The 23,277-nt window shown below is 61.0% G+C and carries 21 protein-coding genes and 2 pseudogenes; 10 read left to right on the forward strand and 13 right to left on the reverse strand.

Features of this window, described 5'->3' with window-relative positions; translation table 11 throughout:
* Window positions 1–11: 11 nt before the first annotated feature.
* From AC07XM_RS17340 to AC07XM_RS17370, 7 genes and pseudogenes are all read right to left on the reverse strand, one after another.
* Window positions 12–3,005 carry a Tn3 family transposase gene (locus tag AC07XM_RS17340; RefSeq protein WP_003089110.1) on the reverse strand — a complete coding sequence of 998 codons (2,994 nt, stop codon included), beginning with the start codon at window positions 3,003–3,005 and terminating at the stop codon, window positions 12–14.
* A gap of 3 nt (window positions 3,006–3,008) precedes the next feature.
* Window positions 3,009–3,419: a putative toxin-antitoxin system toxin component, PIN family gene (locus AC07XM_RS17345; RefSeq protein ID WP_003150546.1), complete on the reverse strand. Its 411-nt coding sequence runs from the start codon at window positions 3,417–3,419 to the stop codon at window positions 3,009–3,011.
* The gene (locus AC07XM_RS17350) at window positions 3,419–3,658 is read right to left on the reverse strand and encodes a ribbon-helix-helix domain-containing protein (RefSeq protein WP_003089107.1); all 240 of its coding nucleotides are present in this window, start codon (window positions 3,656–3,658) and stop codon (window positions 3,419–3,421) included. Before AC07XM_RS17350 ends, AC07XM_RS17345 begins: the two co-directional genes overlap by 1 nt.
* A gap of 30 nt (window positions 3,659–3,688) precedes the next feature.
* Window positions 3,689–4,135, reverse strand: a complete 447-nt coding sequence (locus AC07XM_RS17355) for a hypothetical protein (protein WP_003288519.1) — start codon at window positions 4,133–4,135, stop codon at window positions 3,689–3,691.
* A 687-nt stretch (window positions 4,136–4,822) separates the two neighbouring features.
* Window positions 4,823–5,059: pseudogene (locus tag AC07XM_RS17360) on the reverse strand (TraX family protein); the annotation flags it as partial.
* Window positions 5,056–5,496 carry a YqaA family protein gene (locus AC07XM_RS17365; RefSeq protein WP_003089095.1) on the reverse strand — a complete coding sequence of 147 codons (441 nt, stop codon included), beginning with the start codon at window positions 5,494–5,496 and terminating at the stop codon, window positions 5,056–5,058. The gene AC07XM_RS17365 and the pseudogene AC07XM_RS17360, both read right to left, overlap by 4 nt.
* A gap of 20 nt (window positions 5,497–5,516) precedes the next feature.
* Window positions 5,517–5,822, reverse strand: coding sequence for a metal-sensing transcriptional repressor (locus AC07XM_RS17370; protein WP_003089094.1), 306 nt, complete (start codon window positions 5,820–5,822; stop codon window positions 5,517–5,519).
* 511 nt (window positions 5,823–6,333) lie between these two features.
* Between AC07XM_RS17370 and AC07XM_RS17375 the strand changes: the two genes are divergently transcribed.
* The 3 genes from AC07XM_RS17375 (at window position 6,334) to AC07XM_RS17385 (ending at window position 7,948) form a co-directional block, all read left to right on the forward strand.
* Window positions 6,334–7,071, forward strand: a complete 738-nt coding sequence (locus tag AC07XM_RS17375) for a HupE/UreJ family protein (RefSeq protein WP_003089091.1) — start codon at window positions 6,334–6,336, stop codon at window positions 7,069–7,071.
* 12 nt (window positions 7,072–7,083) lie between these two features.
* Window positions 7,084–7,764: a hypothetical protein gene (locus AC07XM_RS17380; RefSeq protein ID WP_003089089.1), complete on the forward strand. Its 681-nt coding sequence runs from the start codon at window positions 7,084–7,086 to the stop codon at window positions 7,762–7,764.
* A gap of 61 nt (window positions 7,765–7,825) precedes the next feature.
* Window positions 7,826–7,948: a hypothetical protein gene (locus AC07XM_RS17385; RefSeq protein WP_016713062.1), complete on the forward strand. Its 123-nt coding sequence runs from the start codon at window positions 7,826–7,828 to the stop codon at window positions 7,946–7,948.
* 80 nt (window positions 7,949–8,028) lie between these two features.
* On the opposite strand, the gene AC07XM_RS17390 is transcribed toward AC07XM_RS17385, so the two are convergent.
* Entirely contained in the window at window positions 8,029–9,333 is a 1,305-nt protein-coding gene (locus tag AC07XM_RS17390) for an MFS transporter (RefSeq protein ID WP_003089087.1), read from the reverse strand.
* 158 nt (window positions 9,334–9,491) lie between these two features.
* Between AC07XM_RS17390 and AC07XM_RS17395 the strand changes: the two genes are divergently transcribed.
* Window positions 9,492–10,433, forward strand: a complete 942-nt coding sequence (locus AC07XM_RS17395; RefSeq protein ID WP_023095846.1) for a chromate resistance protein ChrB domain-containing protein — start codon at window positions 9,492–9,494, stop codon at window positions 10,431–10,433.
* The gene (gene chrA / locus AC07XM_RS17400) at window positions 10,426–11,793 is read left to right on the forward strand and encodes a chromate efflux transporter (protein ID WP_003089083.1); all 1,368 of its coding nucleotides are present in this window, start codon (window positions 10,426–10,428) and stop codon (window positions 11,791–11,793) included. Before AC07XM_RS17395 ends, chrA begins: the two co-directional genes overlap by 8 nt.
* Window positions 11,794–11,891: 98 nt before the next feature.
* On the opposite strand, the gene AC07XM_RS17405 is transcribed toward chrA, so the two are convergent.
* From AC07XM_RS17405 to AC07XM_RS17415, 3 genes are all read right to left on the reverse strand, one after another.
* Entirely contained in the window at window positions 11,892–12,098 is a 207-nt protein-coding gene (locus AC07XM_RS17405) for a hypothetical protein (protein ID WP_003089081.1), read from the reverse strand.
* 124 nt (window positions 12,099–12,222) lie between these two features.
* Window positions 12,223–13,617, reverse strand: coding sequence for a heavy metal sensor histidine kinase (locus AC07XM_RS17410; protein ID WP_003089080.1), 1,395 nt, complete (start codon window positions 13,615–13,617; stop codon window positions 12,223–12,225).
* A complete protein-coding gene (locus AC07XM_RS17415) occupies window positions 13,614–14,288 on the reverse strand; it encodes a heavy metal response regulator transcription factor (RefSeq protein WP_003288515.1) in 675 nt (224 codons plus the stop codon). The genes AC07XM_RS17410 and AC07XM_RS17415 overlap by 4 nt, the downstream gene beginning before the upstream one ends.
* 370 nt (window positions 14,289–14,658) lie before the next feature.
* Between AC07XM_RS17415 and AC07XM_RS17420 the strand changes: the two genes are divergently transcribed.
* Genes AC07XM_RS17420 through AC07XM_RS17435 form a run of 4 tightly spaced genes read left to right on the forward strand, consistent with a single transcriptional unit; the run spans window position 14,659 to window position 20,384 of the window.
* Entirely contained in the window at window positions 14,659–15,771 is a 1,113-nt protein-coding gene (locus tag AC07XM_RS17420; RefSeq protein WP_023628708.1) for an efflux RND transporter periplasmic adaptor subunit, read from the forward strand.
* On the forward strand, window positions 15,771–18,854 hold the full coding sequence (locus AC07XM_RS17425) for an efflux RND transporter permease subunit (RefSeq protein ID WP_003089077.1): 3,084 nt from the start codon (window positions 15,771–15,773) through the stop codon (window positions 18,852–18,854). The genes AC07XM_RS17420 and AC07XM_RS17425 overlap by 1 nt, the downstream gene beginning before the upstream one ends.
* Complete coding sequence (locus AC07XM_RS17430; RefSeq protein ID WP_003288512.1) at window positions 18,847–19,149, forward strand: DUF3240 family protein; 303 nt, start codon at window positions 18,847–18,849, stop codon at window positions 19,147–19,149. Before AC07XM_RS17425 ends, AC07XM_RS17430 begins: the two co-directional genes overlap by 8 nt.
* Window positions 19,149–20,384, forward strand: a complete 1,236-nt coding sequence (locus AC07XM_RS17435) for a TolC family protein (RefSeq protein ID WP_003089075.1) — start codon at window positions 19,149–19,151, stop codon at window positions 20,382–20,384. Before AC07XM_RS17430 ends, AC07XM_RS17435 begins: the two co-directional genes overlap by 1 nt.
* 288 nt (window positions 20,385–20,672) lie before the next feature.
* Here AC07XM_RS17435 and AC07XM_RS17440 read toward each other — a convergent pair.
* Window positions 20,673–21,056, reverse strand: a pseudogene (locus tag AC07XM_RS17440) (transposase); the annotation flags it as partial.
* A 216-nt stretch (window positions 21,057–21,272) separates the two neighbouring features.
* Here AC07XM_RS17440 and AC07XM_RS17445 point away from each other — a divergent pair.
* Window positions 21,273–22,208 carry a recombinase family protein gene (locus AC07XM_RS17445; protein ID WP_003089068.1) on the forward strand — a complete coding sequence of 312 codons (936 nt, stop codon included), beginning with the start codon at window positions 21,273–21,275 and terminating at the stop codon, window positions 22,206–22,208.
* Window positions 22,209–22,550: 342 nt separating this feature from the next.
* Here AC07XM_RS17445 and AC07XM_RS17450 read toward each other — a convergent pair whose 3' ends face one another.
* The gene (locus AC07XM_RS17450; RefSeq protein WP_146018900.1) at window positions 22,551–22,919 is read right to left on the reverse strand and encodes a hypothetical protein; all 369 of its coding nucleotides are present in this window, start codon (window positions 22,917–22,919) and stop codon (window positions 22,551–22,553) included.
* Window positions 22,920–23,277: the final 358 nt, after the last annotated feature.

Genomic DNA, 23,277 nt, shown 5'->3' on the forward strand with positions numbered 1-23,277 from the left:
GTTTAGGGGGATCACAGGTCGTCGTCTGGATTACGCAGTGGCCGCAGCTCGCCGCGCGCAACTTCTTCCGGTACCGCAAAGGAATACCGCCCGAGCATGTTGATGTGCTCGTAGATCAGCGGCGATAGCCGGGCCAAATCCTCTTCCAGCACTGGATAGCCGTGCTGCTTGAGCCGTTCCACGGCCGCCGTCATGTAGAGGGTGTTCCACAGCACGATGATGTTCACCACCAGGCCCAGAGCACCGAGCTGGTCTTCCTGGCCTTCGCGGTAGCGCTGGCGGAGCTCGCCGCGTTTGCCGTGGAACACGGCGCGGGCCAGGCTGTGCCGGCCTTCGCCTCGGTTCAACTGGGTCAGGGTGGCGCGGCGCTTGGACTCGTCGTCGATATAGGTCAACGTGTGCAGAGTCTTTTCGATCCGCCCGAATTCGGCCAGCGCTTGGGCCAGCCGGGTGGGTCTATCTCCCGTTTGCAGCGTGCGCATGATGCCAGTCGCCGGCACCCGGCCGAGTTTGAGCGAGCCGGCCAGGCGCAGCAGGTCGTCCCAGTGCTCGGCGATCAGGTCGAGTTTGACCGACTGGCGGGCCAGCCCGTTGAGCTTGCCGTAGTCCGCGTCCGGGCGCGTGCGCCAGAAGCGGGTACCGCCGACATCGGCCAGCCGCGGACTGAAGTGGTAGCCAAGTAGGCGGAAGAGCCCGAACACCACATCGCTGTAGGCCCCGGTGTCGGTCATGATTTGCGTCGGCTGCAACTCGGTCTGCTGTTCCAGCACGACCGCCAGCAACACCAGGCTGTCGCGCAGCGTGCCGGGCACGGTGATGGCGTTGAGGCCGGAGAATTGGTCGGAAATCAGGTTGTACCAGGTGACACCCCGGCCGGTGCCGAAATACTTCGGATTGGGGCCGGCATGCACGGTGCGCACCGGTACGACGAAGCGCATGCCATCGGCGGAGGCGACCTCGCCGCCACCCCAGACTTGGGCCAGTTCCAGTTGGCTTTGCGCTCCGACCAGGATGGCGTTAGCCGCTGACAGGGTGTCGTCGCGGATATAATTCTGGCTGACCCAGGACAGCCGGTCACGGCGCAGCGCCGGGTTGTCGGTGCGGATCAAGGGCTCCAGGCCGGTGTTGCAGGCCCCGCCCAACAGCACCGCGCAGAGGCTGGTGACCAGGTTGTCGGCGCGTGCATTGCGTTCGGAGACATGGGTGAAGGCCTCGGAAAAGCCAGTGCGGGCGGCGATTTCCAAGAGGATTTCCGGCAGATCGACACGCGGCATCAGGTCAGACACGGCCGCCCGCAGTTGCAGCAACGAGCAGGGCTCGTCCAGCTTGTCCAGCGCCCCGAGCGACAGTTCGGTCTTGCCCTCGGTGTTCTCGCTCAGTTGAATCGCCGGGTTGTCGGGCAGGCGCGCGGCTACTGCCAGCCAGGTTGCATCCAGCTCGACGGACAAGGCGTCCAGGGTGGTTTTGGCGTCGATGGTCAGGCCCAGTGACCGGCAGATGATCGGTCGCGCCGCCAGCCATTCGGCACCGTCGAGCAGGCCAAGGCGCGGGTCGGCATAGCGCCAACTGGGCGAGACGAAGACATCGCGGCGGCGCAGGGCCGTGCGCAGCGCATCGAGCGTGCAGAACACATAGGCACCCATGTCGAGGGAGCCATCTTCGCGGGTGATGTGCTTCTGCCAAGCCTTGGCCACGATCTCCTGCGGCGCGTCATCCTCTGGCTTCCGGCGCGGCAGGTTCAGTTGCAGCCACTCCAGACTAGCCGCCACGCCCTTGCCGGCCGGGCTGAAGCCGAAGCGGATGTGCTTGAGCAGGTCGGGCAGGAAGCGGCGCACGCTGCGGTAGCGCGCTTCCAATGCAAGAAAATAGACGTCATCTACCGGGCGGATCAGCGCGTTGACCTCTTCCAGGGCCTTTTCCAGGGTGGTCCTCGGCAGGTCGTTGAACAGCCGGGCGCGCACGTTGTCATCGCTGATCGAGCTGTCCAGCACGACCTTGCACGCGGCGGCGAGCGTCGCGGCCGACCGATCCAGGTCTTTCAGGCTGCGCATGCGGGCTTTCTTGTCGGCCTTCTCCGCGTTGCTGAACAGGTCGCGCAGCAAGGCCTCCAGGACTTCCAGTGCGTCGTCGTGCGCAGTCGCCTCCAGGCAGAGTGCGAAGGCCACCAGTGTCGCCATCCGCCGCGACGCCGGCAGCCGATTAATCGCGGTGACCTTGGCCGTGTTGGCGAAGCGGGCCAGGGCGGCGATACGGCTGGGAGGGATGTGCGCCGCCGCCGGCAAGGTGATGCCGATGCCGCGCACGTCATCGAGCCGGCGCAGTGCCCGAATCAACGCGGGGCCACTGACCATGACCGGGCCGGAGCGCAATTGATCCAGCCGGGAGCTGCGGTTGCCTTCGGCCACCGTCAGCAAGTCTTGCAGTTGCAATCGCTGTTCCTCAGTCACGCTGCGGCCCAGCGTAAACCAGAGGCGTTCTTCGACCCGACTGCGCAACTGGGCGATAAAGCGCTCTAGTTGAGACACACCAGGCAGGAGGACTTTCTGTGTGAACAGCCACGAGGTGGCTCGCTCAAACAGCACTCCCGGCCGGTCGGTGCCCGTCCAGCAGAGGGCATACAGCCAGCGGCTCAAGCGAAAGCCGATGCCCGGATCGGTGAAATGACGATAGCCAAAGCGGTTCTGAATATCGGTGGCATGTATCCAGCGGCGATGATCGCTATAGCGCTGGAGGCAGTCGGGGTCTGGAATCGCCAGTTGTCGGCAAAGCACCTGCAGGACTTCCACCGGCACGGCGGCGGGCTTGTCCGGCAGAACGCCAACGAAGCGGACGGTGGTCAGCAGAACGGCATAACCCAGACGGTTATGGCTACCCCGCAGCACCTGGATGGCTTCACGGTCTTCATCGCTCAGGTGGAAGTAACGTTCCAGCTCTTCACGGCTGGGCGAATCAACATAGCGGCCAAAACCGTCGCGTTGCTCTTGAGTCAGAAAACCGACCGGCATTGATCACAGCACCTCGACGCAGAACACGGCGGGCGTGACGATCCGCGTGCGTTCGATGTGCCCGCGTTGCAGCAGGCCGGCGCGGCGATCACCGGTTACCAGGTAGTCCGCATCGCCCGCCAAGGCCATGGCCAGCAAAAACGAGTCATCCGGATCATCGGCTTCGACCTCGATGGTCAGGCGCTCCAGTACCACAGCCCGTTGCAGGTTATTGATCATGGCGCCCACCTTGGCGGGCTGTAGGATGGCCTGAAGCTTGGGATAGCGGCTGGCTCGACGAATTTCATCGAGTTGCATCCGCGAGGTCACCACCTCGAAACGCGCCGCCCGCCAGGCACGGTAGATCGCATCGGGCGCGCCATGTGGCGAGATCAGGGCGCTGAACAGGATGTTGGTATCCAACACGACCCGCATCAGCGCTTACGTGCCCAGTCGAGCGCTTCGTCAACCGCGTTGGTCAATTCTGCCTCACTCAGATGGGCGTTAGCGGCCTTGGCCTGCTCAGCGCTCAGCTCCAGGATGTGTGCCCGTACCGCTTCTTCGATGAAGCGCGACAGGTCGCCCTTACGGCCGCCGCCCTGGCTGGCCAGAAACATCCGAAGCGACTGGTCGGTGTCGGCCGAGACGGCGACATTCCAGCGAATGGTATTCATAGCGTTCTCCGCTAATAGGTGTTTGTGTGTTTATACGCCAATCACAAAGGGCGATGCAATGGTTCGACAAAACGATGGTTTTCCCGAACTAACCAGACGCCACAAGGGTTTGCGGGCAGGCGCTGGGCTTAAGTGCACTTTCTGTTCCGTTGCTCCCCAAACCCCCTCGACCGGCCTCTCATTGGACAGCACGACATTCGGTGCCGTTAGCCAGTGGAGCGCACCTCCTAGATCCCCATCGTACAGCTCCAATAGCGCATCGAGGATCTCGATAAGACGACAGAACACCTCACCAGCCTGTATAGACATCACGGCACTGCCGGGGGACGCAGTGATCCACTGCGCGATCTGCGCTGGCGATCGCTCCAACTCGCTTGCCAAATCGGAGATCAACGACACCGGCAGGCCCGCCAGTACGGCGACGTGCAGATAGTAGTGGCCTCTCGGCAAATCCAGTTTTTCGCGGAGCCTTTCCATAACTGCCTCCAGGATAATTGGCCATTTGATAATGTCATCTTGGCCCCGAGTTTGCGCATGATGGTCTCGAACCATCCGCACCGTAGCTTCGAGAGAGAGCGAATGAACACTATCTGAAGGCTACTCGGCAGTGCGAGAGGGCTTTGGCAGTGACGCTTTGATCGGTGTTATTATTGAAACCTGCCCAAGAGCTTCCTCTCCCGGGTGCGTGTACCGGTGATGAAACTTGGTTTGAGGCGGTCTCGTTGAGGCCGCCTTTGTCGCTTCTGGGAGAGCCCCCAGTACTAAGCAGCCGTTATGCGTCGAAGCGCAAAGCCTCGACCAAAGCTGTTCGCAGGCCCTCTAACTCGGCATTTCTCCAATCTTATGAACTCGCGCTGGGTACGGACGGCGGGAATTATCTGCAATTATCTCGGCATAGATAATTGATCAATATTTAGCCGCCACTACTGAGCAGCGCCTCTCAAAGTTAATCCTTTAGATACAGCAGGTTACAGAACGAATGTCCTAATTTTTGCCTTATCTCGGCATGCCCCCTAATGCGGAAAATGGCTGCTGCGAGGTGCTCGCGGCGGCCAAAAACGGAGAACTGAGCGGGTTACCTGGTCGATTTTGATCGACGGCCCGCTTTCAAAAGCAGCAAGGGCTGAAGTCGACCGGAAATACAGGGTTACTTCAGACCTTCCTTAGGTAGCGGCCATTGCTGCGAGTGAACAACGCGCCAACTTCCGTTCGACAGACATTCACGGCGATCGCCAGGCAAAACAGCGGGAACGAGAGGCGTCCCAGAATGAACAGGTTATCCAGTGATGGCCATGCCAGACGCATGTGGTCGAGCACCATCGTGAGCAGGGCGATCCACTTGATGAGGTCCTGTCCGTTGTGTCGTTCAACCCGCGAAGGTGGTGATTCGTACGCGCTCAACTCAGGTTCTCCAGGATGAGAATCGCAAGGACCAGATACCGTCCGCCCTTGGCGAGCGTGACGATCAGGACGAACCGCCAGAGCGGCTCTTTCATCACGCCGGCGATCACGGTTAGCGGGTCTCCAATGATGGGTACCCAACTGAGCAGCAGCGACCAGTACCCGTAACGTTCATAGGAGGCTTTGGCTTTTTCGAAGGCCGCTTGCTTTACCGGAAACCAGCGCTTTTCGCGATAAGCCTCGATACCTCGTCCCAGCAGCCAGTTCACAACCGATCCGAGTACGTTGCCTGTGGTGGCCACCACCAGCAGGATGGCTGTGGAAAAACGCTCGGATATCAGCAGTCCGCCCAGCACTGCCTCCGATTGCATGGGCAGCAGGGTTGCCGCGCCGAATGCAGCCAGAAACAGGCCGAGGTAACCGCCGTACTCAAACATTCAACAACCGAGCACCGTGCCTACAGGTATTTGGTGATTTGCTTGAATTCGTCCAGTGCCGAACGGTCGCCCTTGCTCAGGGCTGTCACCGAGTCTTCCAGGCAATGGTCGATGTGGTCCTGGATCAGTGTCCGCTTCGCCTGGCACACGGCCTTTTCAACAGCATGGAGCTGCTGGGCGATGTCCACGCATTCACGTCCTTCATCGATCATGGTGATGATGCTGCGCAGGTGGCCGTCCGCTCGCTTGAGGCGTTTGATGATGGCGTCGTGAGTCTGGTGGGTATGAGCGTGACCATGCGGTTGGTCGTGAACGTGTTCTGACATGACTTGAGTCTCAGACGGCGATACTTTACGCTCTGCATGCTATCCCCCTGGGGGGGTTGGGTCAAACGCGCTATTTCACACCGTGTTTCAACCGGATAAGCATTGGGATGTCTCGTCGTTTTCTTTCAGCGACCATGATCGTGGCTTTGGCAATGGCCTTTCTGCTGGCCTGGACCGGTCATGCCTATTCACTTTCCGTCCTCTCGCAAATCACGGCAAAGAGCGCCCAGAGCCTGACTCATGATCACTCCCACGACTCGTCCCTGAGTTGTGCGCAGTGCTCTGATCACTACCACTCCCCCCTGACGCCCGATCACCAGCACGAAACGCCTCAGATACCAGCTGCAATCCACTTCTCCAGTCATTTCGAAGCCTCGGTACACCTGGCCATGCTGGGCGATTCCGTGCCTTGGCCCCCCATCTTCCGTATCGAACGCCCACCCCGTCCTGTGCTTGCTTCCTGACCAAGGCCGCTCTGCGGCCAACAATCACTGCAAGAAAGGATTGATCCATGCATTCGCACTCCCTAAAGGGTGGGGGCCTGTTCGCCATGCGTTCACGCCACCTGTTGTATCTGCTGTTCCTGCTCGTCGCCTCGCTGTTCATCGGCATGCCAGAAGCTCTGGCCCATGCCGTGGCCGAGGGTGACAAGGGCTTCATCCAGGAAAGCACCGGGGTCATGCTGATCCCCTTCATCTACATGGGCGCCAAGCACATGGTCACGGGATACGACCATCTGCTGTTCCTGTTCGGCGTCATCTTCTTCCTCTACCGGCTGAAGGATGTCGGCCTGTACGTCACGCTGTTTGCGGTCGGCCATTCGGTGACGCTGCTGATCGGCGTGCTGACGGAAGTCAGCATCAGCTCGTACGTCATCGACGCAATCATCGGTTTCTCGGTGGTGTACAAGGCCCTGGATAACCTGGGCGCCTTCCAGCGCTGGTTCGGCTATCAGCCGAACACCAAGGCCGCCACGCTGATTTTCGGCCTGCTGCACGGCTTCGGCCTGGCAACCAAGATCCAGGAATACGAGATCTCTCCCGATGGGCTGATCCCCAACCTGATCGCCTTCAACGTAGGGGTGGAGATCGGTCAGCTGATGGCGTTGAGCGCCATTCTGATCCTGATGGGCTTCTGGAGGCAGACCCCAAGCTTCTGGCGTCATGCCTATACCGCCAACGTCGCAATGATGAGTGCTGGTTTCCTGTTGATGGGTTACCAGATCTCCGGCCTGTTTCTGACCGCTTAAGGACTCCTGATCATGTTCAATTCTCCACTCCCATCGGCAAGCGAATTGCCGAGCAGCCGCCAACTCGTTCGTTCCACCGTCATTGCCCTGGCTGTCGCCATGGGCCTGCTGGTCACCGTGGTGATGCCTTCGGAATACGCGGTCGACCCGACCGGCCTGGGCCGCGCCATGGGCCTGACGCAAATGGGCGAGATCAAGATCACCCTCGCTGCCGAGGCTTTGGCTGACGAGGCTGCGTCGAAAGCGGCAGCTGCTCCGGCCCCAGCTCCTGTCGTTGCTGCTGCACCGGCACCTGCACCGGTAGCGCCACCCGTACAGCAAGTGGCAGCAGCCCCTCAGCCCGCGGCTCCCGTATCCAGCAAACCTGCTGCCAACGCCAAGTCCGATCAGGTCACCGTAACCCTGACGCCAGGCGAAGGTCGGGAGATCAAGCTGGAAATGCTCAAGGGCAGCACTGTGAGCTATGAATGGACCGCATCCGGCCCGGTCAACCACGACACCCACGGTGAGATCTACAACGCCGCCCAAGGCGATTTCCACAGCTACAGCAAAGGGCGTCAGGTGAAAGGCGACAAGGGCGACCTGACCGCGCTGTTCGATGGCACCCATGGCTGGTTCTGGCGTAACCGCACCAACGCCGATGTCACCATCGTGCTGAACACGACTGGCGACTACCTGAACGTGAAGAAGTAATCCCGCCGGGGCGAACCTGTTGTTCGCCCCGACTTTTTGATCTCAATTGGAATAGCTGAAGATGACTACCAAAATCCTCAAATCGCTCGTTGTGCTGAGCTTCCTCGGCCTGTTGGCTGCCTGCGGTGGTACTGATACCGAATCGAAGTCTGGCGATGCGGGTCACGGCCACTCGCACGAGTGATGCAAACAGGGCCGCTAAAGCGGCCCTGTTTCTTTCTGGATTACGCGAAGATCATCGATAGAACCCGTGCAACGCGGGCTTTATGGCTTTGGCCATTTCCGGTGATCGTCATCGATGACGAACGAGTGCGCATGCGCATTGCCGTTGGCCACGTGCGGGTGGTCTTCCGGCAGGTCATCGTGATTGTGCGCTACCACGTCTTCCTCATACTCCGGGCGCCAGATCCGCTTGCTCACCAGCCAGGCTACGGCGGCAACCAGACTCAGTCCGATGAACGAAGCCGTCAGGCTGACGCTTGCCCCCAACCATCCCGCGAGCGGGTAGGTGATCAGCCAGCAGGCGTGTGAAAGGGCGAACTGGGCGGCGAACAGCGCAGGTCGATCCTGGGCTGAGGACGAGCGCCGCAGAATGCGTCCGGACGGTGTCTGTGCCAGGGAGTAGCCGGCACCCAACACCAGCCACAACAGGATCAGCGCCGGGTAACTGGAGACGAAGGTACCCAGGATCAAACCGGCTACCAGCACGGCACCGCCGGCCAGCATCGCCTTGCGATCGTCCAGTCGTTCCAGCAGCTTGGGCAGCATCAGGGCGACCACCATCGAGCCACCGCCGAAGGCCATCAAGGCCATGGCGGTAGAGCTCTGGGGCAGCGCGAACTTGGATTGCACCAGTACCACGGTGTTGACGATGACCATGGCGCTGGCGGCTGCGATCGTCAGGTTCAGTGCAAGAAGGCCACGCAGCCGCGGGGTGCGCAGGAAAATCCGCATGCCCTTGGTGGTGCGTTCATAGATGCTGCGTTTGGGTCCTCGTGCCGCCAGGGGCAGCACCACGGTACCGACCATCGCGGCGGACACCAGGAAGCCCACCACCGTGCCCGCGAACAGGCTGTGGAAGCTGACCACCGTAAGCAACAGCGCGGCCAGCATCGGACTGATCACGCTTTCCAGGTCATAGGCCAGGCGCGAAAGGGAAAGCGCCCGGGTGTACTCGCGCTCATCCGGCAGGATGTCAGGGATGGTGGCCTGGAAGGTTGGCGTAAACGCCGCAGAGGCCGACTGCAGCACGAAAATCAGCACGTACACCTGCCAGATCTCGGTGACGAAGGGCAGCATCAGCGCGACCGCTGCCCTGACCAGATCGAGGGTGACCAGCATCGCCTTGCGCGGCAGATGCTCGGCGAACGCGGCGGCAACCGGTGCAACGCCGATGTAAGCCGCCATCTTGATGGCGAGCGCGGTACCCAATACAGCTCCCGCCTGGGCGCCGGCCAGGTCGAATGCCAGAAGCCCGAGGGCAACCGTCGCCAGACCAGTGCCCACCAGGGCGATCACCTGGGCCAGAAAGAGGTGTCGATAAGTACGATTTTTTAGAACGGATAGCATGCGCTACCTCCGGGTAGTGCGGGTGATTCATGTTTCTAGCGTATCCCCCCTGGGGGGATACGGTCAACGTGAGTGAATCGAACCCTCATCCCGGCAGTGCATTTTCCTGAGAACAGAGCTAAAGTAGAGATTCATACATTTTATGTTTGATTCTCTACATGAAAAATTGGCTTCTTCTTGTGTTGGCACTCCCCACGGCCAACGCGACCGAACGTATGCGTGCCTGGCGGGCGTTGAAGGCTTGCGGCGCTGCCGTGCTGCGCGACGGTGTGTACCTGTTGCCTGAGCAGGACGCGGGCCGCGAGGCGTTCGAGTCCGTGGAGCGCGATGTGACGGTCAGCGGCGGCACTGCGTTTCTGCTGGCATTCCCGGACGAAGAAACTCGCTTCGCCGGCCTGTTCGACCGGAGTGAGGAGTACAGCAAGCTGCGCGACGAAGTCGCCGCGTGCAGGGAGGGACTGCTTCCCGAGAACGCCCTGCAGGTCGCTCGCCAGGTCAGAAAACTGCGCAAGAGCTTCGCCCAGTTGGCCCTGATCGACTTCTTCCCCGGCGTTGCGAAGCAGCAGACGGAGACCGCGCTGGAAGCGCTGGAGACGGCAATCAGCCGTGCCCTCTCACCTGATGAACCGCACATTCAGGATCATCCCGTCACGCTGCTGGACCACAGTCATTACCAGGGGCGTCGCTGGGCAACCCGTCGACGTCCCTGGGTCGACCGGCTGGCCTGTGCCTGGCTCATCCAGCGCTTCATCGACAGCGGCGCGGAAATCCTCTGGCTGGAATCCCCGAGCGACTGCCCCGCCGATGCACTGGGCTTTGACTTCGATGGCGCCGCGTTCAGCCATGTCGGGCACCGCGTCACCTTCGAAACCCTGATCGACAGCTTCGTGCTGCAGGCTCCAGGCCTTTCACGCATCGCCGCGCTGGTTCACTACCTCGATGTCGGTGGCAGCCAGCCTGCGGAAGCGTCCGGCATCGAGCGTGTCCTGGCGGGCCTGCGCGAGAGCATTACCGATGACAACCAACTGATGGCAGCGGCAAACGGCATCTTCGACGGGCTGCTGGCGGCCTTTGCCAACGAGGAAAACGGTCATGGCTGAAACGACGACGCTGGCCACGGGCGAAGCCCCCCTCAAGCCAGCGACCCCGGTGGGCTTGTTCGAAGCGTTGCTGTTCTGGCTGAAGATCGGCTTCATCAGCTTTGGCGGGCCGGCAGGACAGATCTCCATCCTCCACCAGGAGTTGGTGGAGCGTCGCCGCTGGATCAGCGAGAAGCGCTTTCTGCATGCCCTGAACTACTGCATGTTGCTGCCCGGGCCCGAGGCCCAGCAGCTCGCGACCTACATCGGTTGGTTGATGCACCGGACCTGGGGCGGGGTGATTGCTGGCGGGCTGTTCGTGCTGCCGTCGCTGTTCATCCTGATCGGGCTGTCGTGGGTCTATATCGAGTTCGGCAACGTTCCGGTGGTTGCCGGGATCTTCTATGGCATCAAGCCGGCGGTCACCGCGATCGTCGTTCATGCGGCGCACCGCATCGGTTCCCGGGCATTGAAGAATGGCTGGCTATGGGCGATCGCCGCAGCATCCTTCGTCGCCATTTTTGCCCTGAACGTCCCGTTCCCGCTGATCGTTCTGGCCGCTGCCGTGCTGGGCTACATCGGCGGAAAAGTGCTGCCGGACAAGTTCGTGACCGCTGGCAAGCATGGCTCCGGGAAGGCCAGTTACGGGCCTGCGCTGATCGATGACGATACACCGCCACCCGCGCATGCCCGTTTCCGCTGGAGCTATCTGCTCAAGCTGATCCTGATCGGTGCGGCGCTATGGATGCTCCCCATGGGGTTGCTGACCGTCATCTTCGGCTGGCAAGGCACTCTGACCCAGATGGGGTGGTTCTTCACCAAGGCTGCGTTGCTCACCTTCGGCGGTGCCTACGCGGTGTTGCCCTATGTCTACCAAGGTGCGGTCGGTCACTACGGCTGGCTGTCGCCCACGCAGATGATCGACGGCCTGGCCCTGGGGGAAACAACGCCGGGGCCGTTGATCATGGTGGTGACTTTCGTCGGCTTCATTGGCAGCTACATCCACCCGATGTTCGGCACCGACCATCCGTTCCTGGCGGGCGCGGTGGCGGCTGTGCTGGTCACCTGGTTCACCTTCCTGCCCTCGTTCCTGTTCATCCTTGCCGGCGGTCCGCTGGTGGAGTCGACGCACAACGAACTGAAGTTCACAGCGCCGCTGACCGGGATCACCGCCGCCGTGGTAGGTGTGATCCTGAATCTGGCGTTGTTCTTCGGTTACCACGTGCTCTGGCCCAACGGCTTTGGGGGAGGATTCGAGTGGGCCTCCGCACTTATCGCCGCGGCCGCCGCTATTGCCCTGTTCTACTTCAAGCGCGGTGTGATCCAGGTGCTGGTGATGAGTGCACTGGCGGGGCTGGCGGTCCAGCTGTCGATGCGTTGAGGAGGATGCCGCTTGAGGGTGATCCGGGGCAGGCGGTCAAGCGCCTGCCTCAAGATCGAGGGGGAAGGAGGAAGTAGAGAAACAGCACATCCATGAGCCTAGGATGGGCTTTTAGCGTTTTCCTTTTCTTTGGTCTCTGCCGGTTTGGCTTTGTCTGCGGTGTCTTTTTCACCCCAGAGGCGTTTCTGGTCCTCGCGGAATTTCTTGTTGAATTCGATCGAGCGGTCGTAGCCATCTTCGGCAAATACCGGTGTCGTCACACCAACAGCCAGTACACCGATGAGAAGCGCTTGGGTCAGTCGCATTTTCAGAAACTCCAGGGGTTTGGATCTCAATGGATCGTGAGATTTTCGATACCCCTGAAGCTTAAAGAAGCGTCTCTGACGACAACGTGAGGCGCGAATTACAATGTTGAAAGACGCCTTGGGCTCAGAGACGGTTCACCGGAAAACTCAGGTGGAACCAGGTAAAGCCCGAGCCCGTTATTTCTACCTTCGCCACGCCTTGGTGCAGGCTCATGATCGATCGCACGATGGCAAGCCCGAGGCCTGTGCCTCCCTCGCTGCGCGCACGCCCTTTGTCGACCCGATAGAAGCGTTCGAACAGATGAGGCAGGTGCTCTTCCGGAATACCTTGGCCTGGATTGCCTACGCTGAGCCTGATGTGCTCCTGCTCACGGTGAACCTTCACCACTACAGCCTGCCCTTGTGGGCAGTAGCGAATGGCGTTGGAGAGCAAATTGGACACTGCCCGTTGAATCATCAGGCGATTGCCTTGGATCACATCGACACTGCCTGACACATCGAGCCGAACGCCGCTCTCTTCGGCACTCAGGCTGAACAAGTCACTGACCCTCTGCACCTCGTCGACCAGTGCCACCGTCTCGAATTGCACCAAGGCTGCAGGCTGGCTGACATGTGCCAGGAAAAGCATGTCGGCCACCATGCTTTTCATGCGATCCAGCTCCTCGGCGCAGGATTCCAGCACCTCACGGTACTCCTCCGAGCTGCGTGGTCGTGACAGGGCCACCTGTGCTTTGCCCATCAGGTTAGTGAGCGGAGCACGCAACTCGTGGGACAGGTCGTCCGAGAACTGCGATAGCTGCTGCACGCCACCGTCCAGGCGGTGCAGCATAAAGTTGATGCCGTCCGCGAGCTCCAGCAGTTCGATCGGCAAGCGGTCGGTAGGCAGCCGATGCTGCATGTTGTCGGTGGAGATCTTCGACGCGACTTTCAGAAAGCGCGTAAGCGGCAGCAAGCCCCGGCGTACCGTCCACCAGGCCACGACCATGATCAGCGCCAGGATGAAGGGTGACGCCATCAGGGCCCAGCTCAGCATCGCCCGGAGCAATTCGGCATCGGAGGATTCATCCACGGTCATGTACACACCGACCTGGGTACCGTCAGCCAGACGCATGAGCTGGGAAACGCTGAGCATGGGCATGCCCAGTTCGTTGTTCCACTCGTAGAACTCCACTTGATCGTTGGCAGGAAAGCTGGTGAGTTCGGTGGTTATCTTTTTCGAGCCGATGGTCAGCAGGGGGATTCGGCTGTTTGCCGTATCGAAAATGCTGACGAACAGGTTGTTGTGGCCCATCGCAAGGTCGACCAACTGGTGGGAGTCTGCGGTGACCTCGGACAGATCCGCGACGGTCGATAGGTTATGGGCCATGCCACCCATCTTGGTGATCAGGCTGCTTTGCGCCGTGCGCTCCAGCGCCTGGCCGAGCATCAGGTAGCCCACGATAGAGAGCAGCACCAGCAGTATCACGCTCATCAAGCCGACTTTGAGTCCCAACCTGGCGGCCAGGCTGAAGCGCTTCATGAACGCTCCTCGATCACATAGCCCACACCGCGCAGGGTGTGGATAAGTTTGTTCTCGAACGGATCGTCGATCTTGGCGCGCAGGCGCCGGATCGCCACGTCGATCACGTTGGTATCGCAGTCGAAGTTCATGTCCCAGACCAGGGAAATGATCTGCGAGCGGGTCAGGGCTTCCCCTGGGTGGCTCATGAGCAGGCGCAACAGGGCGAATTCCTTGGTAGTCAGCTCGACGCGCAGGTCACCCCGGAACGCGCGGTGGCGACCCGGATCCAGCTCAAGGTCTGCGACCCGCAAGGTCGGGTGGTCCACCACCTTGTCGCCACGCCGCTGCAGCGAGCGGATGCGGGCAAGCAGTTCCGGAAACTCGAACGGCTTCACTAGATAGTCGTCGGCGCCGCCGTCCAGGCCCTTCAGCTTGTCGTGCAGGCGGCCACGACCGGTCAGCATGATGATGCGAACCCGACTGGTCTTGCGGATCGTGTCGAGCACGTCCCAGCCGTCCACCTTGGGCAGGTTCACATCCAGGATGACCAGGCCGTAGGTGTTGTGCTGGAACAGGTGCAGCGCATCGACACCATTACTTGCCCGGTCAACGATATAGCCACTTTCGGTAAGCCCTTGCTGAAGATATTCGGCAGTTTTGGCTTCGTCTTCCACTACTAGAACACGCATTATTTGTTTATCTCAAATTAAAAAAGTATTCGGGTGTCAAATAAAAAAATATTCATTTATTTCTTGAAGTGTCATTGCCTCATGCACCGAACCAGCATGGTGATCATCGATGAATCAATCTTAAAACGAAAATCAGGAGGGAGGTGGAATCCTTCAAATTTGTAATTCAGCGGTAACGTTCCTGATAGTCACCCCCCTCTAGAATCGAACCTGTAGAGGAGTCTACGACAATCTCCTTCCATGCAAAGGGTGCAGCAGACGAGTGGGTTACTCATGTGTGTCCTGCGACCGCGCTCGCCTTGCGATTTAAAAATCCTCAAAGACAGGTCTAAAGCATGCCCATGTCATGGCGCTTCACGGGGAACTTTCGATGAATAACGAACATTATCTGCGCAGTGTAAAGGGGCTCTCTTTCGCCATCGCTTTTATTATTTCAGGGCCTGCCATGAGTGCTGAGAAGTTCTCTGTCGCCAATGAACAGATTCAAGCGCTGGGTATCAAGACGTCTGCTGTGCAAAGCATGAAACAGACGGTCAGCACGCGATATCCCGGCCAGGTTGTCGTGCCTCCGAAAGCGGAGCAGATCGTCAGTTCCCCACTTGAAGGTGTGGTGGTGCAACTGCTGGTGGGCGAGTACCAGGCCGTTCGCAAAGGCGAGCCGGTCGTGCGCCTGTCCAGTCCGGCGATGAGCCAGCTCCAGCTCCAGCTGTTGCAGGCATCTGCCCGCGCCACGCTGGCCCGGCAGGCCTACACCCGGGAACAGAAGCTGTTCGATGAGGGCATCATTCCGCAGCGTCGGGCGCAGGAAGCCCAGGCAACGCTGAAGGAAGCGGAAGCGACTCTGGTGCAGACCAAGGCCGAACTGGCCCTGGCGGGAATGACCCCGGCCATGATCGAGCAGGTCATCCGCTCCGGGATTCCTTCCGACAGGATCACCCTCAGCGCCGTTCAGGACGGCATTGTCAGCAACATCTCGGTCCGGCCCGGCCAGCGGGTCGACGGTGCCACGTCGCTGCTGAACATCACCCAGGTCGATGCGCTGTGGCTGGACGTGCAGATTCCGGCCGCGGCCAGTATTGGCATTCAGCCGGGCGCGGGCGTAACGGTGGTCGACAAGGGCATTAATGGGCGTGTCATCAACCTGAGCCCGACCCTCTCGGCTACCAGCCAGTTCGTGGTGCTGCGCGCCGAAATCGAAAATGCCAACGGCGCCCTGCGTCCCGGCGAGCTCGTCACCGTGGAGATCCCGGTTCAGGCCGCTGGCAAATCCTGGGACATCCCTCTGTCTGCCGTCGCTCGCAACAAGACCGACTCCGTGGTGTTCGTCCGCACGCCCGACGGTTTTGAAGCCCGCCCGGTCAAGGTCGAAGCCAGCGCGGGGCAACTGGTCCGTGTCCAGGGCAACATCAGCGAACAGGACCAGGTTGCCGTCGCCGGCGTGATTGCGCTGAAAGGCGCCTGGCTTGAAGAGGACGGTGAGTGATGCTGAGCCGTCTTATCCAATTCTCTTTGTCCCAGCGCCTGTTCATGGTGCTGGCGACGCTGTTGCTGACCGGCGCGGGCTGGTATGCCTACCGTGGGCTGCCCATCGATGCCTTCCCTGATGTGGCCAGCACCCAGGTCAAGGTGATCATGAAGGCACCGGGGATGACCCCGGAAGAAGTTGAAAGCCGGATTGCCGTGCCGATCGAAGTGGAAATGCTCGGTATTCCCAAGACCAAGATCCTGCGCTCGGTCACCAAGTACGGCCTGGTCGATGTCACCATCGATTTTCAGGATGGCACTGACATCTACTGGGCGCGGCAACAGGTTTCCGAGCGTCTCGGCAACCTGAGCGACAGCCTGCCGGACGGCATCAGTGGCGGCATGGCGCCGATCACCACACCGCTGGGCGAGATGTTTATGTTCACGGTGGACGGTACAACCTTGTCTCTGGTCGAACGTCGCAGCCTGCTCGACTGGGTGATCCGGCCGGCGCTGCGTACCGTACCTGGCGTGGCGGATGTGAACTCCCTCGGTGGCCAGGTCAGGACCTTCGAGGTACTGCCAGATCCCATCCGCATGGCTGCCAGCGGCGTGAGCCTTGAGCAGCTGACCAACGCGGTCAACACCAACAACCGTAACGACGGTGCCGGCCGACTGGGTGAAGGTGACGAAGTCCTGCTGGTACGCAGCGAGGGCAGCATCCGCACCCTGGATGACCTGCGGGCCGTTGTGGTCAATTCCAACAGCTCCAGCCCGGTGCGGGTTGGCGACCTGGCCGAGGTTCGCCTTGGCACCCTGACCCGCTACGGCGTGGTGACCCAGGATGGCAAGGGCGAGGCTGTGCAAGGCCTGGTGCTCGGCCTGGCTGGCGCCAACGCCCGCCAAGTGGTCGCCGGTGTGCAACTGAAGCTCAAGGAACTGGAGGCCACACTACCGAAAGGCATCACCATCACCAGCTTCTACGATCGCTCGTCGCTGGTCGATAAAGCGGTAGGGGCTGTGTCCAAGGCGCTGATCGAGGCCACCGTGTTGGTCATCGTGTTGCTGGCCCTGTTCCTCGGCAACGTTCGCGCAGCGCTGACGGTTGCCCTGGTACTTCCGCTGGCGGCGTTGATCACCTTCATCCTGATGCGCTTCGTCGGCATGTCCGCCAACCTGATGAGTCTGGGAGGGCTGGCCATTGCCATCGGCATGTTGGTGGATGCCGCGGTGGTGGTGGTCGAGAACATCGTCCAGCGTCTGGCCACCGATCCTTCCGGTGGCAAGCTGCCGCGTCTGCACATCATCTACCGGGCGGTGCGCGAGGTCGCGGTACCGGTGACGTCCGGCATCCTGATCATCATCACGGTGTTCCTGCCGCTGCTCACCCTGCAGGACCTCGAAGGCAAGTTCTTCGTCCCGGTGGCGCTGACCATCGTCTTCGCTCTGGCGGGATCGTTGCTGCTGTCGCTGACCGTGATCCCCGTGCTGTCCTCCTACCTGCTGCGCGAGGTCAAGCACGAAGACCCCTGGCTTGCCCGCAAGCTGCTGGGCATCTATGGCCCGGTGCTGGAGTGGGGGCTTGGCCGGCAGAAACTGATCGCGATCATCGCTGGCGCCATGTTGGTCGTCGCTGGCCTGGTCTACACCCAGGTGGGCAAGACCTTCATGCCGACCATGGATGAAGGCGACCTGATCGTGGGTATCGAGAAACTGCCATCGGTCAGCCTCGAACAGACGGCCGAGCTGGACAAGAAGATCCAGACCGCGCTGATGGCAGCGGTCCCGGAGATCCGGGGCATCGTGGCGCGGGCCGGTTCCGACGAGATCGGTCTTGATCCCATGGGCCTGAACCAGACCGATACCTACCTGCTGCTCAAGCCCATGAGCGAATGGCGGATGGACACCAAGGAAGAGCTGATGGACGAGGTCCGCAAGGTGCTCGATCCAATGCCGGGTATCGGCTACAGCTTTACCCAGCCCATCGAGATGCGCGTCTCCGAGATGATCATCGGTGTGCGCGGCGACCTCGCCGTGAAGATCTATGGCCCTGACCTGGGCACCCTGAGCCAACTGGGCGGCAAGATCGAGTCGCTGCTCAAGACTGTGCAGGGCAACCAGGACGTCTACACCGTGCAGAACGACGGTGTGCAGTATCTGCGCGTGGAGATCGACCGGCTGCAGGCTGGCCGTTTCGGCCTGAGCGTCGAGGCCATCCAGGATGCACTGCGCGTGCAGATCGAAGGCCAGCAGGCCGGCCTGGTGATCGAAGGCAACCAGCGCACGCCGATCCTCATTCGCTCGGACGAGTCGGTGCGCACGTCGCCGGCGGACTTCAACGCGGTGCGGATCACCACGCCGGATGGCCAGACCATTCCGCTGAGCAGCGTGGCGAGACTGGAGCGTGCCGATGGCCCGGTGAAGATCGACCGGGAAATGGGCAGCCGCTACAGCGTGGTGATCGCCAACGTCAGCGGTCGTGACCTGGTCGGCTTCGTCGAGGAGGCCAAGGCGCTGGTGGCTCAGCAGGTGGAACTGCCCAACGGCTATCGCATCAGCTGGGGCGGCCAGTTCGAGAACCAGCAGCGTGCGGCTGCCCGGCTGTCCATCGTCGTTCCCGTGGCGCTTGGTCTGATCTTCGTCCTGCTGTTCTCGACCTTCGGCTCCGTGCGCCAGGCGTTGCTTATCCTCAGCAACATCCCCTTCGCCCTGGTGGGCGGCATCGTCGCGCTGTGGGTCACTGGCGAGTACCTCTCGGTGCCAGCGTCGGTGGGGTTCATCGCTTTGTTGGGTATCGCGGTGCTCAACGGCATCGTGCTGGTCAGTTACTTCAACCAGTTGCATGGCGAAGGCCTGCCACTGCGGGAAGTGGTGCTCCAGGGTGCCCGTCGCCGGTTACGCCCGGTACTGATGACCGCCTCGATCACCGCCTTCGGTCTGGTCCCACTGTTGTTCGCTACCGGGCCCGGCTCCGAGATCCAGCGGCCGTTGGCCATCGTGGTGATCGGCGGTTTGATCACCGTCACCGCGCTCACCCTCATGTTGCTCCCGATTCTCTATCTGCGATTCGCCCACGCGAAAAAGGAGGCCAAAGATGCCTGATACCTGGTTGACGCTGCTCTGCACCCCAAGCTTGGAGGAGAAGCTCATCGACCACCTCCTGGTCGTGACGGGGAACCAGATCTTCACCAGCACACCGGTTGCGGCGCACGGGCTGTCCACCGCGGCACTCAATCCGATGGAGCGTGTCATGGGGCGGGCCAAGGCTGTGCAGATCCAACTCGTGGTGGAACGGCAGCAACTCACGGAGGTGCTGCAATCCCTCAAGGAGGAGTTTCCAAATACCGGGCTGCGCTATTGGACGGTCCAGGTCAGTAACTTTGGGGAGTTCGTGTGATGAAGCGCCTTGTTCCCCTGGCTCTGCTGATCAGTGTGTGTGGCACGGCCGTGGCGCAACCTGCCGCTCCGGCAAACATTCTGCCCAAGCCGCTGGTGGTGTCGCTGCTCAACGCCGATCCCCGCGTGGCCTCGGCACGCTCCAGCATGGATGCCGCCATGCTGGAGGCTGGCATCATCCGGCGTTCGCCTTATGAATGGACGGCCACGGCAATCGGCCAGCAACGGCGTACCGACGCTGGCCCCAACTACAACGAATGGAACGTGGGTATCGAGCGCACGGTGCGCCTGCCTGGCAAGGCCAGTGCCGACCAGGACATCAGTTCGGCAACGCTGCGATTGGCAGATGCCACCTATGGCGAAGTCCGTCATGAAGCCGCGCGGGAACTGATGACCCTGTGGCTGGATTGGCTGGTGTCGGAGCACGCGCTCACCATCGCCAATAAAGGCCTGGCCTCAGCCAAGGAAAGCCTGGCGGCGGCGGAAAAACGCAACCGTGCGGGTGACGCCTCTAAGCTGGATGTAAGCCTGGTCAAGGCGGAAGTGGCCGAGCAACTGCGACAAGGCAACGAAGCCAAGATAAAAGCCGCTGCGAGCTGGGCAACACTGTCGCGGCGCTTCCCTGGCATCGAGCGCAAAGTGGTTGATCTGCCCATTCCTTCGGCCGAACTCGGTCAGTACGACACCTGGCGCGAGCGGATCCTGGCCGAAAGCGATGTGCTGCGTCGGGTCGAAGCCTCTCTGCTGAGAAATCAGGGGCAATCGGCCCGGGCGAAGGCTGACAGGGTGCCGGATCCTACGTTGGGGGTATTCACCGCCTCCGAGCAGGGCAACCGTGAGCGCATCTACGGTGTCAGCTTCAGCATGCCGATCCCCAGCGGGTCGCGCAGTGCTCGCTACAGCCAGGCGCTGGCCCAGGAGAATGCGGCTCGCGAGGATGTCGACCTGGCCAAACGCGAGCTGGAAGCCGGGATTGCCCGTGACGTCGAACTGGCTTCAGGTGCTTACGAGAGCTACCTGATCGCGAAGGATGGCGCCGCTGCCATGACCCAGAACGAAGCACAGATGCAGCGTGCCTACGAACTGGGCGAGGTGGATCTGCAGTCGTTGTTGCTGGCTCGCCGGCAAGCCGTCGCATCGTCTACCAGCGCCCTGCAGGCCCACGCGGATACGCTGCGCACCCATCTGTCGCTGTTGATCGATGCCCACTGGATATGGGGGTTGGACGAAAGCTGAGTTGTTGCGTTGCCCGGCATAGGCCGGGCAACCTTTCAGAATCGTAATGAGTTACTCATGCTCCGGTTAGTTTTCGGCAGCAATGATAGGAAACGGCCAGTGACCACAGCTGAATAATAAACGGCCGTCCTATCTCAATAAGGGAAGGTCTGAAGTAACCCTGTATTTCCGGTCGACTTCAGCCCTTGCTGCTTTTGAAAGCGGGCCGTCGATCAAAATCGACCAGGTAACCCGCTCAGTTCTCCGTTTTTGGCCGCCGCGAGCACCTCGCAGCAGCCATTTTCCGCATTACAGGTGCACCTTTCCTGCGGTAGTCAGCAAATGTCGGCGCGCCATCCATAGGTTCGACAGCGCGAACAGCGTCACCAGCTGAGCGGTGTTCTTGGCCAGGCCACGGAAGCGCACCTTCACGTAACCGAACTGGCGCTTGATCACTCGAAACGGGTGCTCGACCTTCGCTCGCACTTGTGCCTTGGCCTTCTCGATCTTGCGCTTGGCTTTGTACAGGGCGCTGCGTTTATCGAGCTTCTTGTAGGTGCTGCGGCGTGCTGCGACCTGCCAGATCACTTCGCGGCCCGCATGTTCGGGGCGCTTTTCGACGCCGGTGTAGCCGGCATCGGCGCAGACGACGTTCTCGTTACCGTGCAGCAGTTTGTCGACCTGGGTGATATCGGGGTTTGGGGAGCAACGGAACAGAAAGTGCACTTAAGCCCAGCGCCTGCCCGCAAACCCTTGTGGCGTCTGGTTAGTTCGGGAAAACCAAGGTTTTGCCGAACTCTATCGAGGAATGGCTCGGTTCGTTAAGCTCCCCACGCTACGGTTCAAATAACTGGTACGCTTTATCAAAGTTCAACTATTACTAACGTAGTCGAGTAAACGGTACTTTTGATGAAGATCGGTTATGCGCGAGTGAGCACTCGGGATCAGAAAGCCGACCTACAAGTCGATGCCCTGAAACAGGCCGGGTGCGAACGCATCTACCAAGACATCGCCAGCGGCGCGAAAAGCGCCCGTCCGGAACTGGACAAACTGCTGGCCAACGTGCGTCCGGGTGATGCCGTGGTGATCTGGAAACTGGATCGCCTCGGGCGCTCGCTCAAGCACCTGGTCGAGCTGGTCGGCGAGCTGGCAGAGCGTAAGGTCGGCTTGCAGAGCCTGAATGACCCCATCGACACCACCCATGCCCAAGGCCGCCTGGTGTTCAACCTGTTCGCCTCGCTGGCCGAGTTCGAGCGCGAGCTGATCCGCGAGCGGACTCAGGCGGGCCTGTCGGCCGCACGGTCGCGGGGCCGGATCGGTGGCCGTCCCAAGGGTCTGCCCGCCAAGGCCGAGGCCACCGCCATGGCGGCGCAAACGCTGTACCGCGAGGGTCGCCTGAGCGTCAGCGCCATCGGCGAGAAGCTACACATCTCCAAGAGCACACTGTACAGCTACCTGCGCCACCGGGGTGTCGAGATCGGCGCATACCAGAAGAGCGCCCGGTCACGCGATCAGCAGATCACGGCCTCGTCGTCATCGCCGGCAGAGCCGCCCGCTGTCGAGCGGGTGGCCACCGTCACCCTGCGCCTGGCGGTGGTGAATAACAGCAAGTTCGTGCGCGGCCGGAAACGGGCCAAGGAGAACATCGAGCGCTACTGCCTGGAACCCTACGGCATGAAACGGCTGGAGTCGGGCCACTACGAGTTGGCCATTTCGTATCGAAGCGACGACGAGCTGGACAAGACCGTGCACGACCTGCTGACCGAGATCAGCCAGGAAGCCGACATGCGCAACTGCTTCATCGAGGCGGATGCCTGGGAAGAAGGCACCGAGCGCAGGTGGTAGGGCTTACGTTGGTTTTTGGTTCCATTGCTCCCCAAACCCCGGCTACAGCAGAGCGGTTGGGGCCGGCCTGGAGGCCGGGCGCAGTCGCCCAGCCCATTCAAGACCGCGCATGGCTCAGGAAATCGCCCTGCAGTTGCCCACCGCCCAGGCGGTGATGCACACCTGGTCCGTGGACAACTGCACCGCTCGCTATGGCCCTTGTTGGGGCCCCGCTCACTGGACGATTTTGTGTGTGGGCTGGGCGACTGCGCAGGAGCGGCCTTCGGCGACCAAGGGCTGCACCCTTGGATCCTCAAGTCCAAGGCGCAGGCCTCCGAACCTACGTCCTAACACATATATGTCTTAGGGCTTAAACCGGCGATGTGCTACGCAGTCATCGAAGTCATCCCGGTAGCGGACACGGATCTCTTTCATGGCCATGATCAGGGCTTGTACCATCGGCTCCAGAGTCGCCTCCAGCTGATCCAGGATCTCAGGACTGACCTTTGATTTGTTAGCGGCTGTGCGCCCCTGCGTTGCGAACTTCTCCAGCGCAATTCGTACGTCCACCCCTCTCCCGAGCAGCTTTGCGCAGAGGTTTTCTGCCAGGGTCGGAGTTATGTCCAGCCCGTTCAGCCGTTCCACCTGCAGGAATGAAAACACCAGGTCGCGCTTGCAGCGCTTGTGCGCCGCACCGAGTTCCGCGCCACAGTGGCTGGCCATCTGGCGCAAGCTGCCTTCCCGATTTTCCAGGTATCGACGGTAACCATCGAGCCGGTCGGCGTACGCCGATCTAACGTCGCTCTCATACAGCTGCAGCAAATCGTCGCGTGACGGTATGTACAGGGGACGATAGAGAAAACGGAAAAAATCGTACGTTAAGCGTACGGCCTGTCAGGTTGAGGCCCTAGAGGTTGCCGGCGAGGCGTCAGAAAATGCTGGAATCGGCCCTATCCTGACGCGGCCCAAGGTTCCGGCCTGACGCCTAGTTAGGGCGTACTTCAACTGGACGCAGTCCATGCCCGTTGCGGCTTACAGCCATCACGCGGGGCTTAGCGTACAAAAAACTCCGTATTCTGCGGGCTCCCCT

The organism is Pseudomonas sp. GW460-LB5, assembly GCF_059423245.1.